This is a genomic window from Cupriavidus sp. FW306-01-F10A (assembly GCF_058782785.1).
Genome location: NZ_JBYSYA010000001.1, coordinates 397,788 through 414,350, shown reverse-complemented (window position 1 = coordinate 414,350; position 16,563 = coordinate 397,788). Strand labels below are relative to the sequence as shown.

The 16,563-nt window shown below is 65.9% G+C and carries 13 protein-coding genes; 9 read left to right on the top strand and 4 right to left on the bottom strand.

The window, feature by feature from the left end:
- Nucleotides 1-1,013 precede the first annotated feature (1,013 nt).
- Nucleotides 1,014-2,333, top strand: coding sequence for an oxalate/formate MFS antiporter (gene oxlT / locus AC3WLF_RS01905; RefSeq protein ID WP_492357726.1), 1,320 nt, complete (start codon nt 1,014-1,016; stop codon nt 2,331-2,333).
- 129 nt (nt 2,334-2,462) lie between these two features.
- Here the strand turns inward: oxlT and AC3WLF_RS01900 are convergent, their stop codons facing one another.
- Nucleotides 2,463-3,680: a polysaccharide pyruvyl transferase family protein gene (locus AC3WLF_RS01900; RefSeq protein WP_492357809.1), complete on the bottom strand. Its 1,218-nt coding sequence runs from the start codon at nt 3,678-3,680 to the stop codon at nt 2,463-2,465.
- A gap of 224 nt (nt 3,681-3,904) precedes the next feature.
- On the opposite strand from AC3WLF_RS01900, the gene AC3WLF_RS01895 reads away from it, so the two are divergent.
- Nucleotides 3,905-4,717 carry a helix-turn-helix domain-containing protein gene (locus tag AC3WLF_RS01895; RefSeq protein ID WP_492351278.1) on the top strand — a complete coding sequence of 271 codons (813 nt, stop codon included), beginning with the start codon at nt 3,905-3,907 and terminating at the stop codon, nt 4,715-4,717.
- A gap of 79 nt (nt 4,718-4,796) precedes the next feature.
- Nucleotides 4,797-5,570, top strand: a complete 774-nt coding sequence (locus AC3WLF_RS01890; RefSeq protein ID WP_492351279.1) for a dienelactone hydrolase family protein — start codon at nt 4,797-4,799, stop codon at nt 5,568-5,570.
- Between the two features lie 21 nt (nt 5,571-5,591).
- On the opposite strand, the gene AC3WLF_RS01885 is transcribed toward AC3WLF_RS01890, so the two are convergent.
- Nucleotides 5,592-6,602, bottom strand: a complete 1,011-nt coding sequence (locus AC3WLF_RS01885; RefSeq protein ID WP_492316992.1) for a tripartite tricarboxylate transporter substrate binding protein — start codon at nt 6,600-6,602, stop codon at nt 5,592-5,594.
- Between the two features lie 26 nt (nt 6,603-6,628).
- Entirely contained in the window at nt 6,629-7,810 is a 1,182-nt protein-coding gene (locus AC3WLF_RS01880; RefSeq protein WP_492316993.1) for a M20 aminoacylase family protein, read from the bottom strand.
- A 152-nt stretch (nt 7,811-7,962) separates the two neighbouring features.
- Here AC3WLF_RS01880 and AC3WLF_RS01875 point away from each other — a divergent pair, with 152 nt between their 5' ends.
- The 6 genes from AC3WLF_RS01875 to AC3WLF_RS01850 all read left to right on the top strand — a co-directional run bounded on the left by AC3WLF_RS01875 (nt 7,963) and on the right by AC3WLF_RS01850 (nt 15,322).
- On the top strand, nt 7,963-8,871 hold the full coding sequence (locus tag AC3WLF_RS01875; RefSeq protein WP_436223262.1) for a LysR family transcriptional regulator: 909 nt from the start codon (nt 7,963-7,965) through the stop codon (nt 8,869-8,871).
- 153 nt (nt 8,872-9,024) lie between these two features.
- Nucleotides 9,025-11,355 (top strand): FdhF/YdeP family oxidoreductase, encoded by a 2,331-nt coding sequence (locus AC3WLF_RS01870; protein ID WP_492316994.1) that lies wholly within the window; start codon nt 9,025-9,027, stop codon nt 11,353-11,355.
- 133 nt (nt 11,356-11,488) lie between these two features.
- Nucleotides 11,489-12,334, top strand: a complete 846-nt coding sequence (gene fdhD / locus AC3WLF_RS01865) for a formate dehydrogenase accessory sulfurtransferase FdhD (protein ID WP_492351281.1) — start codon at nt 11,489-11,491, stop codon at nt 12,332-12,334.
- Nucleotides 12,328-13,539, top strand: coding sequence for a molybdopterin molybdotransferase MoeA (locus AC3WLF_RS01860; RefSeq protein ID WP_492351282.1), 1,212 nt, complete (start codon nt 12,328-12,330; stop codon nt 13,537-13,539). Before fdhD ends, AC3WLF_RS01860 begins: the two co-directional genes overlap by 7 nt.
- A gap of 69 nt (nt 13,540-13,608) precedes the next feature.
- Nucleotides 13,609-15,069: an aminotransferase-like domain-containing protein gene (locus AC3WLF_RS01855; protein ID WP_492316997.1), complete on the top strand. Its 1,461-nt coding sequence runs from the start codon at nt 13,609-13,611 to the stop codon at nt 15,067-15,069.
- On the top strand, nt 15,056-15,322 hold the full coding sequence (locus AC3WLF_RS01850; RefSeq protein ID WP_492316998.1) for a transcriptional regulator: 267 nt from the start codon (nt 15,056-15,058) through the stop codon (nt 15,320-15,322). Before AC3WLF_RS01855 ends, AC3WLF_RS01850 begins: the two co-directional genes overlap by 14 nt.
- Before the next feature lie 24 nt (nt 15,323-15,346).
- Here AC3WLF_RS01850 and moaA read toward each other — a convergent pair whose 3' ends face one another.
- Nucleotides 15,347-16,447, bottom strand: coding sequence for a GTP 3',8-cyclase MoaA (moaA, locus tag AC3WLF_RS01845; RefSeq protein WP_492357725.1), 1,101 nt, complete (start codon nt 16,445-16,447; stop codon nt 15,347-15,349).
- Nucleotides 16,448-16,563 lie beyond the last annotated feature (116 nt).

The window sequence follows — 16,563 nt, the reverse complement described above, 5'->3', positions numbered from 1 at the left end:
AATTTACCAAAACATCTACTTTTCTCCAAAATGCTTTCTATTCTGTCTATAGCAATGGGTGGGCGACCTGGTCGCCCGGCCTTCCAGGAGTTCTACAGCACTTACCGTTTTATCTACTTTTGCGGTTAGCCCGGATGATCTTGTCTACAGTGCTTGCCGGCCCAGGCCGCAGCGCATCGCCCGCAAATCGAAATCCCGCATGACAAAAATGCCATCTTCTGAATCTGCCCAAATGGCATTCAGGTTTTTCCGACAAATCCGTCAGGGTTTTCGAGAGTTCCTGGCCGCGACCACGGACTAAGCGTTTTTATTTATTTGCCCGGCTCCAATAATCGCCTATAACTCCATCTACATGCTGCGGCTGATGTCACGCATCATGCCTACGCCCGCCAGGCTTGCCTGCGGGCATTTTTTTTGGGGTGCGTGGGTCTGCTTATGCGGTATTAATCGCTCTGATTTATTTTGCTCATCATCCGGCGCATTCAAAATCATGACATTTCTGTAATCATGACATTTTCGTAATCATGGCTACCTGGCCGGATGGATCACTTTCAAATATGACAAATTCGTAATGATGAGATTTAAGTCCTTTTGCTCATCCATTCAAAACGAACCCTCATCTATCGGCAGCGATTCGCCTGGAAGTGGCTCCAGTAAAGGATTTCACTGGTATCCGGCAGTGCCAGGCAAGGGCCTCTTCCGGTGTCGATGATGCATATTCAGCGTGAATATCCGGCACCCATCGTAAGCCATCATAAATTCAGTGAAAACCCTGCCATCCCTTTCGCTTGACTTACTTGATATATCACATACTGTGTATCCCATCGCCACTCCGAACTTGAGAGAGGTGAGGGCGGAGACCTCAGGTCGGCGTCGGAATAAGAGGCAAATAAATGCCAATGACACAGGAGACATGAAATGCCAGCAGCCACCCTTAAGCTGAGGCGCAGTGCGTCAGCATATCCGCCCGCACCCCCGCAATTGAATGGCCAAATGATTCAAGGAGCGCGCAAATGAGTAATCCATCGGCAGCGCTGGGCGCTAATCGCCAGGTTCCGGAAGGCACACGCTGGCTGCAATTGATTGTCGGCGTGATCTGCATGATCGCCACCGCCAATATCCAGTACGCCTGGACCTTGTTCGTCCCTGAGATCCAGGGTACCTACGGCTGGTCGCGCGCCAGCATCCAGATCGCCTTCACCGTTTTCGTCCTTGTGCAGACCTGGCTGGCGCCGATCGAAGGCTATTTCATCGACAAGTTCGGCCCGCGCATGATGGTCGCCTTCGGCGCGGTCTTCATCGGCGCGGCATGGTGCATCAACTCCCAGGCCACTACCCTGATGGGCTTCTACGTCGGCGCAGCCGTTGGCGGCCTTGGCGTGGGCTCGATCTACGCCACCTGCATCAACAACGCGCTCAAGTGGTTCCCGGACCGCCGTGGCCTTGCCGTGGGCCTGACCGCGGGCGGTTACGGCGCCGGTTCCGCGGCGACCATCCTGCCCATCGCGGCCATGATCGAGTCGCAGGGCTTCCAGCACACCTTCCTGTTCTTCGGCCTGCTGCAGGGCGGGCTCGCTTTTGTCGCGGCGTGGTTCCTGCGCGCACCGAAGGGCAGCGAGGTGAAGGCATCGCAGAAGCTGGTCCAGGCCACGCGCGACTATACGCTCAAGGAAGCGATGTCCACCAAGCTGTTCTGGCTGATGTTTGTGATGTTCATCCTGGTCGTCACCGGCGGCATGATGGCCGTGGCCCAGCTTGGCGTCATTGCCAAGGACCTCGGTGTGAAGGAGTTCAAGGTCGACCTGCACTTCTTCGTGATGGCCGCACTGCCGCTCGCGCTGATGCTCGACCGGATCATGAACGGCATCTCGCGTCCGTTGTTCGGCTGGATCTCGGACAACATCGGCCGTGAGAAGACCATGGTCATCGCCTTCACCCTGGAAGGCCTTGGCATCATCGCGCTCGGCTACTTCGGCAGCAACCCGTACGCCTTCCTGATCCTGTCGGGCGTGGTGTTCCTGGCCTGGGGCGAGGTCTACTCGCTGTTCTCGGCACTGGCCGGCGATGCCTTCGGCACCAAGCACATCGGCAAGATCTACGGCGTGCTCTACACGGCCAAGGGCATCGGCGCACTGTTCGTGCCGGTCGGCAACCTGATGATGGAGGCGACCGGCACCTGGTCGACGGTGCTCTACACGGTTGCGGCCATGGACCTGACCGCGGCCTTCCTGGCGATCATGGTCTTGCGGCCGGTGCTGGCCAGCCATGTTGCTACCTCAAGGAGTCTTTTCTCGAAGGAGACGGCGGCGGCGGGGACGCAGGTTCCAGCCTGACCGGCCGATATACAGGCGTCTAGCAGCAAACCGGGCGGGCTTCTTCGGAAGCCCGCTTTTTTCGTCTACCGGGGACTTGCGTCTCGGGCGGGCGCTTCTGCCGGCAAGCCGGTACCTCGCGGGAGGGCACTAGTTCTCCTGAACCAGCTGGAATGCGGTCCTGCATGCCTTGGCCCATTCCGACGCCAATTCCCTACGCTGCGCGGTCCGGGTTGCCATCGCTTCGTCCAGGCCGGCCGCAAGATCCTGAACGGTCACCGCGGCCGGCGCCCCGGCCGCGCCCCAGGCGGCGGCAAAGGCGACTTGCTTGCTGGTGCCAGGAGCTTGTGCGGGCCGGAGCAGGCCAAGCCGTGGCAGGCAAAAGGCGCCGGCGACAATGCTGCCGTGCAGGCTGCTGCCGACAAAGCCCCGGCTGCGCGCAATCAGCGCACAGATATCCCATAGATTGAGCGAGTCGAACAGGACCACAGGCGTGCCGCGCAGCCGTGCCGCCAGGCGCTGGTAGCAAGCCAGGTCGTCGTGCCAGGGCGCGGCGCCGGCGCGAAACAGGACCACGCCCAGGGTCCTGGCCCGGGCGATACGTTCGAGCTGGGCCGCCAGCTGTGAAAGGGTATCGTCGTCGCCAAAATCCGCGCTGAACTGCACGGCCAGGTACCCGCCCGAGAGCCCTGACACGATGCGGGCGCACTCGCCCTGGCGGGCGCGCCGGCGGATGCGGTCGCCGAACAGCTCGGCCACCAGCACGGCCGGATCGGGTTCCAGTCGGCAGGCAATGCCGTTCTGCGCGAGCATGGCCCGGGTTTGATGGTCCCGTACCCCGACGCTGGTGGCGGCCCCGAGCTTGGCCACCACCTCGGCCCGCATGGCAGGCTCAACCGATCCCAGTTCAATGCCGCCGGCGGCGTGGACAATGACACGCCGGACATTGGCAAAGATACCGGCCGGCAACAGGTAGGGGACCAGGTCCCGTACGCCCAACTGCGCCTGGGCCCAGGCCGTCCGCTCGTGCGGCCGGGCATCGAGCAGCGCCACCACCGTCGGGGCCTGCTCGGGCGGCTGCAGCATCACGGCCGCCTCCCAGAGCGAGCAGGTCAGGGTTTCGCCACCCACATGGATGACATCGACGGCGCTGTCGCCCACGGTGGCTGCCAGCCGCGCCAGGGTGTGGACCCTATGGCCGCCATGGATTCTCAGGTTGCGCTCGGCCAGGCCCCCGTAGAACGGGTTGGCCTGCCCGATCAGGCTTCGTATCACATGCGGCAGAAGGAGGTCGCCGAAGTTGTGGCGATCGAAAGCGCCGAACAGGATCATGGGCAAGCCGGTGCTTCCTGACTGCGAGGCTGGCATGGCGTCAACGTTCTCAGATCCGCATATTGTGACTTGCGCCATGGGACCCTCCTCGGGACGCTTCCTCCGTAGGATTAGAATCCCCAAAGCCGCCCATCGCAAGTGGCTTCGGCCACCAAGGCAGTGCTGGACGAGGGACCGGCTGACGGTGGGCGCCGCGGCGGCGCGCCTTGTGATAAAGGTACGGCTGTCCTGTTCCCGGCGCATGCCACGCCACGTCCGCTATGTTCCAGGTGATTGCTCCTTGCGCCGCCCTGGCGCCCTACGTCAACGGCTACTGGTTCGTCGAGGACATGGCGGGTGTTTACGCGGGCAGGCGGATCATGACCTGCCCGTACCCCGGGGCGGTGCTCTCGGTCAACTTCGGGCGCCCGAATGCGATGGAGGGCGGCCCGACCGTGCCGCAGGTCTCGCTGCTGGGCTTCCAGTCGACCAGCCGGCAATGGCGGTCGTGGCCGGACACCTATTTCGTCATGGCGATGCTGAGTGGCGCGGGCCTGGCGCGGCTGTTCCCCGGCATCGGGCCGGACTGCAAGGACCAGCTGCTGGACCTGGCCGGATACCTTGGGGACGGCGCGGCCCATGCGCTCAGTGCCGACCTGAGCGCCGCCTGGACGCCGGCGCGGGTTGCCTGCCGGCTGGACGCGTGGTTGCTGCGGCGCATGACGGCTATCCGGCCGGCTGCGGAACTGGCGACGATCAGGGCGGCGCATGCGCTGCTGCGCCAGGGACGCCAGGTGCAGGAAGTCGCCAGCCTGACCGCCGTCAACCGGCGCCTGCTGAACCGCTGGTTCGAGCGGCACCTTGGCCTGGGCCCCAAGCAGCTGATGGACCTGGAGCGATTGCAGTCCAGCATCCAGGCCGTGCAGCGCGGCGAGGGCGACGCGCTGTCAGGCTATAGCGACCAGCCGCATCAGATCCGGAGCTGGCGGCGGCGCCTGGCCCAGACGCCGGGCGACTATGCGCGCAACGGGCCATCGCCGCTTGCCGAGTACTTCGGACGCCTGCCAGACGATGCCCCGGCGTTCTATCTCTGACGCGCAACACCTGGCGTCCCAAACGTTCAATACAGCGTTCCCCGCCTGCCGCATGCTGGCGGCTCGAAAGGAGAATGCTATGGACGCTGGGAATCTGCCGCTGGAACGATCGTTGGTCGAGTACACGGATGGCACGACTGTCTTCGAAGGGTATGTAGCGCGGCCCGCCGGGCTGGCGCAACGCACGCCGTGCGTGCTGCTGGCGCACGAATGGAGCGGACTCAACGCCGCGATGCGCCGCTGCGCCGACCGGCTTGCGGCATTGGGCTACATCTGCTTTGCCGCAGACGTGTACGGCAAGGGCGTCCGTGGTGACGAGCTGGGAGACAACGCGCATCTCATGGGCCCGATGATGGCCGATCGCCGCTTGTTGCGCCGGCGCCTGCTGGCCGGGTTCGATGCGGCCACCAGGTTTCCCGGGGTCGATGCACAGCGCATGGCTGCGCTCGGGTATTGCTTCGGCGGCCTGTGCGCCCTGGACCTGGCGCGCGCGGCCCCGTCGAACCTGCTGGCTACCGTCAGCTTCCACGGGGTGCTCCACCCGCCGCGGATCGGCCCGCAAGCACCCATCACCTCCAGCATCCTGCTCCTGCATGGTTGGGAAGACCCGGTCGCGCCGCCGAACGACGTTCTCGGCATTGCAGCGGAGCTGACCGGCGCCGGCGCCGACTGGCAGCTGCATGCCCATGGCCATGCCCGGCACGCATTCACGTTCGAGGGGGCGAATCTTCCGGAACGTGGCATTGCCTATGATGCGGCGGCGGACCGCCGGTCCTGGGCGGCAATGCAGGCCTTCCTGGCGGAACGGCTTGCCGCGGGTGTGTCACCCAAGGCAGCCTGGCCGGCCAGCTAAGGCGCGCGCTGCGACATGACTTCAGGACGCGTTGGTCTTGCGGCCCACGTTCCGGATCAGTTGCGTGACACGTCCCAGGTACTGGTCGAAGACCTGATTCGCCTGCTCCTGGCTGTTGATTGGCTGTGCGACCGTACGTCCCTCGGCTTCCAGCTTGGCCCGGATCTCGGGCTTGGCCAGGGCTTCGCCAATCGCCTTGCGCAGCACCGCCACCCGGCTCGCGGGCGTGCCCTGCCTGACGAAGTAGCCGCCGCCGATCGAGTACTCGAAGTCGGGCACCAGGCGGCTTTGCGAGATCAGCGGAATATGCTTGAGCGCCGGGGGCAGGGCCTTGGCGAAGCTGCTCAGCACCTTCAGCCGGCCCTGTTGCTGCATGCTGTCGAAACTGGACTGGTAGGGCAGGATGGCAAAGTCGACCTCGCCGCCGGCAAGCCCTTGCAGCGCTGGTGCGCCGCCCTTGTAAGGCACGTGCAGGAAGGGCACGCCGAGCCGGGCAGCCAGGGCATCGCCCATGAGGTGATAGATGGAGTCGATGCCGACCGTGGCGTAGGTCAGCGGCTTGCCCTTGCTTTGCTTCGCATAGTCCAGGAACTTGTCCAGGGTATCCACGGCAATGCCGTTCCTGACCATCAGCACGATGTTGGCGTCGCTGATGGGCGCGGCCAGCTGGAAGTCCTGCGGCTTGTAGCGCGCCGCCGGGTTGAGCATGGGGGCCAGGAAGACCTCGTTGATCGAGCCGTGGAAGAAGGTGTAGCCATCGGCCGGCGCGCCCAGCACCTTGTTGGCGCCGATCAGCCCGGTGCCGCCGCCGTAGTTCTCGACGACCACCTGCTGCCCGACGCTCTTGCTGATGGATTCCCCGAAGATGCGCGCCGAAGTGTCGCTCGCACCACCGGCCGGGTAGGGCACCACCAGGGATAGCGACTTGGCGGGGAAGTTGTCTGCGGCAAAGGCCGGCAGGCTGGCCAGCACGGAGGTGCCGGCGGAAAGACCGGCGTATTGAAGGAAGCGGCGGCGGTTCAGTGAAGCCATGGTGGATGTCCCCGAAGAATAGTTGTTCAAACCAGATAGCTTTGCGTCAGGTGCGCCCAGAATGCGGCGCCGACAGGCAGGGCCTTGTCATTGAAGTCGTACAAGGGGTTGTGGACCATGCAACCACCATCTTCACCGAGGCCGTTGCCGAGCCGGATGTAGGCACCGGGCCGGTGTTCCAGCATGTAGGCGAAGTCCTCGCTCCCCATCACCGGCGGGCGCTCGACCACGTTGTCCGCGCCCACCAGCCGGATCGCGGCCTGGCGGGCGCGCTCGGTCTGCGCGTCGTGGTTGACCAGTACGGGGTACTTGCGTTCGTAGACGACCTCGGATTGCAGCCGGAAGCTCTGGGCCTGGGCGGCTACAAATTCGCTGATGCGCGCTTCGACCAGCGTGCGCACCTGGGGGTCCAGCGTGCGCACGCCGATCTTGATCGTCGCGCTATCGGGCACGACGTTGTAGGTCGTGCCGGCCTGGATGGAGCCCACGGTAATGACCGCCGACTTGAGCGCATCGATCTCGCGGCTGACGATCGATTGCAGTCCGAGCACGATGCTGGCGGCGCACTGCATGGCGTCGATGCCATGATGGGGCATGGCGCCATGGGCGCCGCGGCCGCGCAGCGTGACCGTGGCGCGGTCGAACGAGGCCATGGCAGGGCCGGCGATGACCCCGATCTGGCCGACCGGCAGACCCGGGGAATTGTGCAGCGCATAGATCTCGTCGCAGGGGAATTGCTCGAACAGCCCATCCTCCAGCATGCGCAGCGCACCGCCTTCGTTCTCCTCGGCCGGCTGGAAGATCAGGTTGAGCGTGCCATTGAAATCAACGGACTCGGACAGGTACCTGGCGGCGCACAGCAGGATCGCCGTGTGCCCGTCATGGCCGCAGGCGTGCATCTTGCCGGCGATGGTGCTGGCGTAGTCCAGGCCGGTCTTTTCCTGGATCGGCAGCGCGTCCATGTCGGCACGGATGCCCAGCGCCTTGCTGCCTTGCCCCTTCCTGAGCCTGCCCACGACACCGGTGGTGCCCATGCCGCGATGCACTTCGTAGCCCCATGCCGCCAGCCGCCCGGCGACCAGGTCGCTGGTCTGGCGCTCTTCAAAGGCCAGTTCGGGGTGCGCATGGATCTTTCGGCGGATCTCAACGAACTCCGGCGACAGGGTCTGGATGGATTGGTGCAGATCGGCAAGCGGGGCCTGGTTCATGGCGGTATCGGAGCGTGGTCGTCCACAGCATTCTCCACGCAGGCGCTTGCCGAAACCATGACAATGATGAGGGAGAAACGTTGCATAATTTGCAACATTAAAAAATCCGCGCTGCCGTCCCGAGGCGGCGTCGCGAGCCAGAGGAGGAAGACATGGAAGATGTGCTGGACCGCAAGCGGGCGCTGTGCTTGCTGCAGATCATCGAGACCGGCACGGTGCGCGGCGCGGCCGAGGTGCTTGAGCTGGACCCGTCGGTGGTGAGCCGCGCCGTGGCGAAACTGGAGCAGGACACCGGGCTGACTTTGCTTGAGCGGCGCGGGCGGGGTGTTGTCGCCACCGATGCCGGGCGCCTGCTGGCGCTGTTTGCCCGGCGCCAGCAGGACCTGAACGATACCTTCCTGGCCGAGGTCAACAACCTGAAGAATGCGCGGCGCGGCCACGTGGAGCTGGTCTTTGGCGAAGGCTTCGTCGACCTGGTGCTGGAGCCCGTGCTGCAGGGCTTCCTGCGCAAGCATCCGGACGTGAGCTGCAGCATCCAGGTGGCCGGCACCGATGAAACGGTCCGGCATATCCTGGAGGACCTGGCGCATATCGGTTTCGTCTTTCAGCCGCCCGACGATGTGCGCCTGCGCTCGCACTATTCACGGCTGTCGCCGATCCGCGTGCATGTGCGCAAAGACCATCCGCTGGCGCGCAGACGCCGCGCGCTGACGCTGGCGGACCTGGCGCCGCACCAGGGAGCGGCGCTGACGGAATCGTTTGGTGTGCGCAAGCATATCCAGGCGGCGGAACTGGACGAGCACGTCACCCTGAAGCCGATGCTTGTCACCAACTCGTTCAAGGTGCTGTGGGAATATGCAGCGATGGGGCTGGGCTACATCATGACGGCACGCTCGGTGGCGCTGAAGGAGCCGCAGTTCAGGCAACTGGTGTCGCTGCCGCTGGCCAATCCCATCCTGAACAACAGCCGCATCCACATCATCACCCGGGCCGGCCGGCACCTGTCCCCGGTGGCTGACAGCTTGCTGCGGCACCTGGTGAAGGCGTTCCCGCTGGTCTGAAGCAACTGTACTCCCCGGGCAAGCGCCCCTTTGTATGTACCCGGGGGCACCCGGGAAATCTAATCTGGTGACACCGCAACGATCCGGTCCCCGCCCGTCACAGCACTGGCAGGCCGCCGGACAGCGCCCCCGTCGTTACAGGACACCACGCCAATGAGCTCCCCGACCCCTGAAAAAGGCCACATCGCCCCCTACACCCACCCCGCCGCCGGCTGGGGTGCGCTGAAGTACGTTGCCATCAACCTGATCAAGGAGAAGGTTGCCGGTGGCAAGTACAAGATGCTGTTCAAGCAGAACCAGGCCGATGGCTTCGACTGCCCCGGCTGTGCCTGGCCGGACCGGCAGCACGCCTCCACCTTCGAGTTCTGCGAGAACGGCGTCAAGGCCGTGGCCGCCGAGTCCACCAGCATGCGCGTGACCCCCGAGTTCTTTGCGCAGCACACGGTGACGTCGCTGATGGCGCAGACGGACTATGAGCTGGAGCAGCACGGGCGGCTGACGCACCCCATGGTCTATGACGCGCAGACCGACAAGTACCGTGCGATCGCCTGGGACGAGGCCTTTGCGCTGATCGGGCGCCACCTGCGTGCGCTGCCGGATCCGAACCAGGCGGCATTCTATACGTCGGGGCGCGCCAGCAACGAGGCTGCATTCCTCTACCAGCTGTTCGTGCGTGCCTATGGCACCAACAACTTCCCCGACTGCTCGAACATGTGCCACGAGGCCACCAGCCGGGGCCTGCCGCCGACCATCGGCGTGGGCAAGTCCACCGTGGTGCTGGATGACTTCGAGCATGCCGACACCATCCTGCTGTTCGGCCACAACGCGGCCACCAACCATCCGCGCATGCTGGGCGAGCTGCGCGAGTGCGCGCGGCGCGGCGCCACCATTGTCTCGATCAACCCGCTGCGCGAACGCGGGGTGGAGCGCTTTACCAGCCCGCAGCACCCGGTAGAGATGCTGACCGGCTCCAGCACCAAGATCGCCTCGATGTTCGTGCAGCCCAAGCTGGGCGGCGACTTTGCCTTGATCAAGGGCATGGCCAAGCGCCTGGACGAACTCGACCAAGAGGCCATCCGGCACGGCCGCGAGCGCCTGATCGACGTGGATTTCGTGCGCGAGCACACCATCGGCTTCGGCGACTTCATCGAAGACCTGCGCGCGGAGAGCTGGGCCGACATCGTCGCCGAGTCGGGCGTGCCGCAGGAAGATATCGATGCGCTGACCCAGGTCTACGCCAGGGGCAAGCGCGTGATCGCCTGCTGGGGCATGGGCCTGACGCAGCATAAGCACTCAGTGCCGACGGTGCAGATCCTGTCCAACCTGATGATGATGCGCGGGAACATCGGCCGCCCCGGCGCCGGGCTGCTGCCGGTGCGCGGGCATTCGAACGTGCAGGGCGACCGCACGGTGGGTATCGAAGAGAAGCCCGAGCCGGAATTCCTGGACCGCCTGCAGGCCGCCTTCGGCTTCGAGCCGCCGCGCAAGCATGGCTATGACGTGGTCCATACCATCTCGGCGATGCTCGAGGGCAAGGTCAAGGTCTTTGTCGGCCTGGGCGGCAATTTCTCCACTGCCACGCCGGATACGCCGCGCACCTTCGAGGCCCTGCGCCAGTGCGACCTGACCGTGAATATCGCCACCAAGCTCAACCGCAGCCACCTGGTGCACGGCAAGGAGTCGTTGATCCTGCCGACGCTGGGCCGCACCGAGATCGACCAGCAGGACGGCGTGGCGCAGGGCGTGACGGTCGAGGACTCGGTCTGCATGGTCCATATCTCGTTTGGCATGAACGCGCCGGCGTCGCCGCACCTGTTGTCGGAGATTGCCATCGTCGCGCGCATGGCAGCCGCCACGCTGGGCTCGGAGAAGATCGACTGGCTCTGGTATGCGCAGGACTACGCCCGCATCCGCGACGCCATCGAGCAGGTGATCGACGGCTTCGAGAGCTACAACGCGCGCGTTGCGGTGCCGGGCGGGTTCCACCTGACGCCGGCGGCATGCAACCGGGTCTGGCATACGCCGTCGGGCAAGGCGCAGTTCCTGGTCAACCGCATCGACAAGGACACTCCCATCAGCCGGGCCCGCCAGAAGTATGGCGACAAGCTGATGGTGATGATGACGACGCGCTCGCATGACCAGTACAACACCACGATCTACGGCCTGGACGACCGCTACCGCGGCGTGTTCGGCCTGCGCCGGGTGGTCTTCATCAGCCCCGCTGACCTGGCGCGGCTTGGCCTGAAGGCGGGCCAGCACGTCGACATCACCAGTGTCTGGGACGACGGCGTGCAGCGCCAGGTCGAGGACTTCGTGCTGGTCGAATACGACATCCCGCAAGGCTGCCTGGGGGCCTACTACCCCGAGACCAATCCGCTGGTGCCGCTGGAAAGCACGGGCGATGGCTGCGGCACGCCCACGTCGAAGTCGGTGCCGGTGTTGCTGACGCCGTCCCGTCGCCAGCCCGCGGCTGTGGCAGGCTGATCCTGCGTTCGTGCACCACCGCCGCGAACGCTAGCCATTACCCCTCGCGAACACTCCCCTCTCCCGCGCAGCGGGAGAGGGGAGAAAACCGACAGCATGCAAGCGCTGCATCAATTTTCTTCAAGAGACCCCCATGGAATGCACCGAACTGGTCGAACACTCAGGCTATGAAGCGCGCCGCATCGTGCGGCACAAGGACTGCGTGGTGCAGCCGGCCACGGACAACGTGGCGGAAGAACTCCCGGTGGCGCTGGTGTACAACGGCATCTCGCACGCCGTGATGATGGCCACGCCGCTGGACCTGGAGGCGTTCGCGGTCGGCTTCTCGCTGACCGAGGGCATCGTCGGGCGCAATGCCGAGATCCACGACCTGGAAGTGCACGTGCACCAGCACGGCGCCGAGGTGCAGATGGAGATCAGCGAGCACGCCTTTGCCACCATGCGGGCCCGCCGGCGTGCGCTTGCGGGCCGCACCGGCTGCGGCGTCTGCGGCATCGAGAGCATCGAACTGCTCGACCTGGAGCCCGCGCGCATGCCCGAGCCGGCCACCCGGCTGACGCCGTCGCGCGAGATGATCGAGCGCGCGGTCGCGGCGCTGCCGTCGCACCAGCGGCTGATGCAGGCCACCGGCGGTGTCCACGCGGCGGCCTGGTGTGATGCGGGCGGCGAGATCCTGCACGTGTTCGAGGATGTGGGCCGCCACAACGGCCTGGACAAGCTGATCGGCCACCTGGCGATGCAGCGCGTGGCGATGGACGACGGCTTCGTGCTGCTGTCCAGCCGCGCCAGCTATGAACTGGTGCGCAAGGTGGCGCGCATGAATATCCAGATGCTGGCGACGATCTCGGCGCCGACCTCGCTGGCGATACGCATCGCCGAGCAGGCCGGCCTGCGCCTGCTCAGCTTCTGCCGCAAGGATGGTTATGTCGACTACACCGGCGCCGCGTTGGACGCCGCCCGCGGAGGCGCAGCATGCTGAACTTTGACGAGGCGCAGGCGGTCTTCGCGATGTGCGCGGAGCCCGTGCCGCAGACCGAAACCGTGTGGCTGGGCCTGCTGACCGGCCGCGTGCTGGCCGGCGACGTGGCCGCGGTCATGGATACGCCCGCGGCGGACCGCAGCGCCATGGATGGCTATGCGGTGCGCTGCGCAGACTGCCGCGCTGACGCCTGCCTGCCGCTGCAGCAGGTCGTCTACGCCGGCACGCAGCCGCAGCCGCTGTTGCCCGGCCAGGCCATCCGCATCTACACCGGCGGCGTGATTCCGCCCGGCGCCGATGCCGTGGTCGCGCTGGAGAATGCCGAGGAGACCTATCGCGGCGTCGTCTGCGCGCGCGCACCCGTGGCGGGCCAGCATATCCGGCGCAAGGGCGAGGACGCCCGCCGGGGCGACCTGCTGCTGTCGGCGGGAACCCTGCTGCATGCGGGGCATATTGCCGCGCTGGCGTCGCAGGGACTGACGGAGGCCACGGTCTGCCGGCTGGTGGAAGTGGCCATCCTTACTTCGGGCGACGAGGTGGCGGCGCACGACGAGCCGCGTGACGTGTACCAGGTGCATGACGTCAATGGCCCGATGCTCGAGTCGCTGGTGCAGTCGATGGGCGCCGTGGTCAGTTGCCACCGCCACGTGCAGGACGACGAGCGCGCCTTGCACGACATGCTGCGGGAACTTGCCGCCGACGCCGACCTGGTGCTGGTCACCGGCGGTGCCTCGGTCGGCCAGCGCGACCTGGTGGCGGCGGCGCTGGCTTCGGCGGGCGGCGAGCTGCTTTGCCGTGGCGTCAACATGAAGCCCGGCAAGCCGGTCACGGTTGGGCGCCTGCGCGGCAAGCCCGTGGTGTGCCTGCCCGGCAATCCGGCAGCAGCCTATGCCACCTTCGCGCTGCTGGTGACGCCGCTGCTGCGCCGCCTGCAGGGGCGCGCGGAGCTGTTCCCGCCGGTGGGCCGGGTCAGGGCGGCGCTGGCGGGCACCCGCCCGCACCGCGGCGATGCCTTCTGGCGCGTGGGCGAACTCGGCAACCTCGGCGGCCGCGAGAGCTTCGTGCAGGTCAATGCACAGCAGGGTGCCGCCTCGGTGTCGGCGCTCGGCCAGGCCAGCGGCTTTGTGCGGGTCGAACCCCAATGCGCCGGACAACTCCAAAATCTGCCCCTGCCGTACTATGATCTTCATCGTTGGCTCAGCTGACAGCAGCCCGGCGCAAGGGCCGGACCAGGCACCGGCCGGGCGCAAGGGACATGGGAAGGGGAGCGCAGCGTGAAACTATATGAAAAACTGGCTGCGGACATCGAGGCATTGGTGCAACAGGGTGTGCTGCTGCCCGGCGAGCGGATTCCCTCGGTGCGGCAAACCAGCCAGCACCACCGCATGAGCATCACCACCGTGATCCGCGCCTACGTCTTGCTGGAGAGCCGCGGCATCATCGAAAGCCGGCCGCAGTCCGGCTATTTCGTGCGCGCGCGGCCGGGGGAGCCGGTGGTCGAGTTGCGCCCGTCCAGGCCCAGTGCCAAGCCCTCGGCGGTGGATGTCAGCGCGCTGGTGCTTTCCACGCTGCGGTCGATCCGTTCCGATGATGCCGTGCCGCTCGGTTCGCCCTATCCGGACCCTTCGCTGTTTCCGTGGCAGCGCATCAACCAGTACGCCAACAATATCGCGCGCCGCTATGCCAAGTGGACCATGCTCGACGACCTGCCGCCCGGCAGCCCCGAGCTGATTCGGCAGATCTCGCGCCGCTACCTGGAGAACGGCTACGCCATCGATCCGAACGAGGTGATCGTTACCATCGGCGCGACCGAGGCCATCAACCTCTGCCTGCAGGCGGTGGCCAGGCCGGGCGATACCATCGCAGTGGAGTCGCCAACCTTCTACGCCATGCTCCATGCCATCGAGCGGCTGGGCATGCGCGCCATCGAGGTGGCGACCGATCCGGTGGAAGGCATCGACCTCGGCGAGCTGGCGCGGCTGATCGATGAAAAGGGCGTGGCCGCCTGCATGGTGATGCCCAATTTCCAGAACCCGCTCGGCTTCCAGATGCCCGATGAGAAGAAGCGCGCGCTGGTGGCCATGCTGACCGAGAAGGACATCCCCGTCATCGAGAACGACGTCTACGGCGAGCTCTATTACGGCGAGGCCCATCCCAGTTCATTGAAGGCGTTTGACAAGGCCGGCATCGTGCTGCATTGCTCCTCATTCTCCAAGACGCTGACCAATGCCTACCGGATCGGCTGGGCGCTGCCGGGCCGCTACCGCGAGGCGGTGGAACGGCTCAAGTTCCTCAACACGCTGACCACGCCCGCCATTCCGCAACTGGCGATTGCCGAGTTCCTGAAGAACGACGGCTACGACTTCCACCTGCGGCGGGTGCGCAAGGCCTATGCGCAGCAGGCCAACATCATGGCCGCCGCGGTGCGCAGGTTCTTCCCGAACGGCACCACCCCGTCGCGCCCTGCGGGGGGCTATGTGCTGTGGGTGCAGCTGCCGGAGGGCATCGATGCGATGGAGATGTACCACGCCGCGCTGGAGCACCGCATCACCATTGCGCCCGGGCATATGTTTGCGCCCGGGGCCACTTACCGCCATTGCATCCGGCTGAACTACAGCGGGGAATGGTCGCCCGGCATCGAGTCCGCCGTGCAGACGCTGGGCAAGATCGCGCAGCACCTGCTGGCGCGCAGCCGCGAGCCGGGCGAGGAGGAGCACCAGCATGGAAGACGCTGACATCGATCCCGCCATGGTCGCGGCGCTCCAGGTCTTGTGGCAGGCTGGGCGCGAGAGTGGCGGCAGCCCCTGGTCGCTGGCCAAGATCGCGAAGCGGGCACAACTGCCGATGAGCGTGCTGCGGCGCGTGTTGACGCAGCTGCAAGCCGCCGGACTGGCGGACGTGGCGATCGACCAGGAAGGCCGCGGTCACGCGAGCCTGACGCCAGCCGGCGCGGAGCTTGCCGCGCAGGCTTTCCCGAATCCTGACTGAGTGACCGAAAGCCGCGCCCGCGGCTCAGCCCCCTACCAGCGACATGCGCACCGTCGGGTACTGGCGCTTGCCGCTGGCCAGCCGGTCCGCGCGCAGCTCTGAGTAGCGGTCGCCGCGGGCCTGCCAGGCTTGCCGGACCGCGTCCGCAACGGCTTCATCGGGGCGCGCGGCACCCAGGTGCTGGCGCAGGTCGACAGAACTGGTGGCGAACAGGCACAGGTAAAGCCGGCCGTCGACCGAAACGCGTGCGCGGGTGCAATCGCCGCAGAACGGGTGCGAAACGCTGGAGATAAAGCCCAGCTTCAGGCTGCCATCCGCCAGCAGGTAGTTGCTCGCGGTTTCGCCGTCGCGCCGGGTGACCGGCAGCAGCGCATGCGCGTGTTCGACCATGCCGCGGATCTCGTCGGACGGGACGACGCGTGACTGTGACCAGCCGCTCGGGCCTTCCACATCCATATATTCGATAAAGCGCAGCGTGACGTCGCTGCCGCGGAAGTGTTCGACCATCGGCAGCACCTGCGCGTCGTTGGTGCCGCGCTCGACCACGCAGTTGACCTTGACTGGTGCCAGGCCCGCCGCGATGGCCGCGTCGATGCCCTCCAGCACGCGCCCGACCGGGAAATCGACATCGTTCATGGCGCGGAAGATCTGGTCATCCAGGCTGTCCAGGCTGACCGTGACCCGGCCCAGGCCCGCGTCGCGCAGCGAACGCGCCTTGCGGGCCAGCAGGCTGCCGTTGGTGGTCATGGCCACTTCCACCTGCCGGCCATCCAGGGTACGCATGGCCGCAATGCGTTCGACCAGCGACTCGATGCCCTTGCGCAGCAGCGGCTCGCCGCCGGTCAGGCGCACCTTCTCGACGCCCAGGCCGACAAAGGCGCGCACGATGCGCAGCAGCTCCGCATCGGACAGGCGCTGCTCGGGCGACAGGAACGGATAGTCGCGCCCGAAGCGCTCCTTGGGCATGCAGTAGGTGCAGCGGAAGTTGCACTGGTCGATTACCGAGAGCCGCAGGTCGCGCAGCGGACGGCCCAGCTGGTCCCGGCAGGCGGGTGATGCATGGTCCGGCGCGGGCGCCTCAGGACTGCGGGCGGCGGGCATTTCTTGCACAAGCGCTGCTTGCATGGCGAATCTCCCGGGGGCAATGGGGTGGGGCATGGCGCATGCCATGCCGTCCATGGTAGGGACCGATGGCCGCCCGGCAGGCGTACAAATCGGCAGGAGCGGAAGCAGAACAGTTG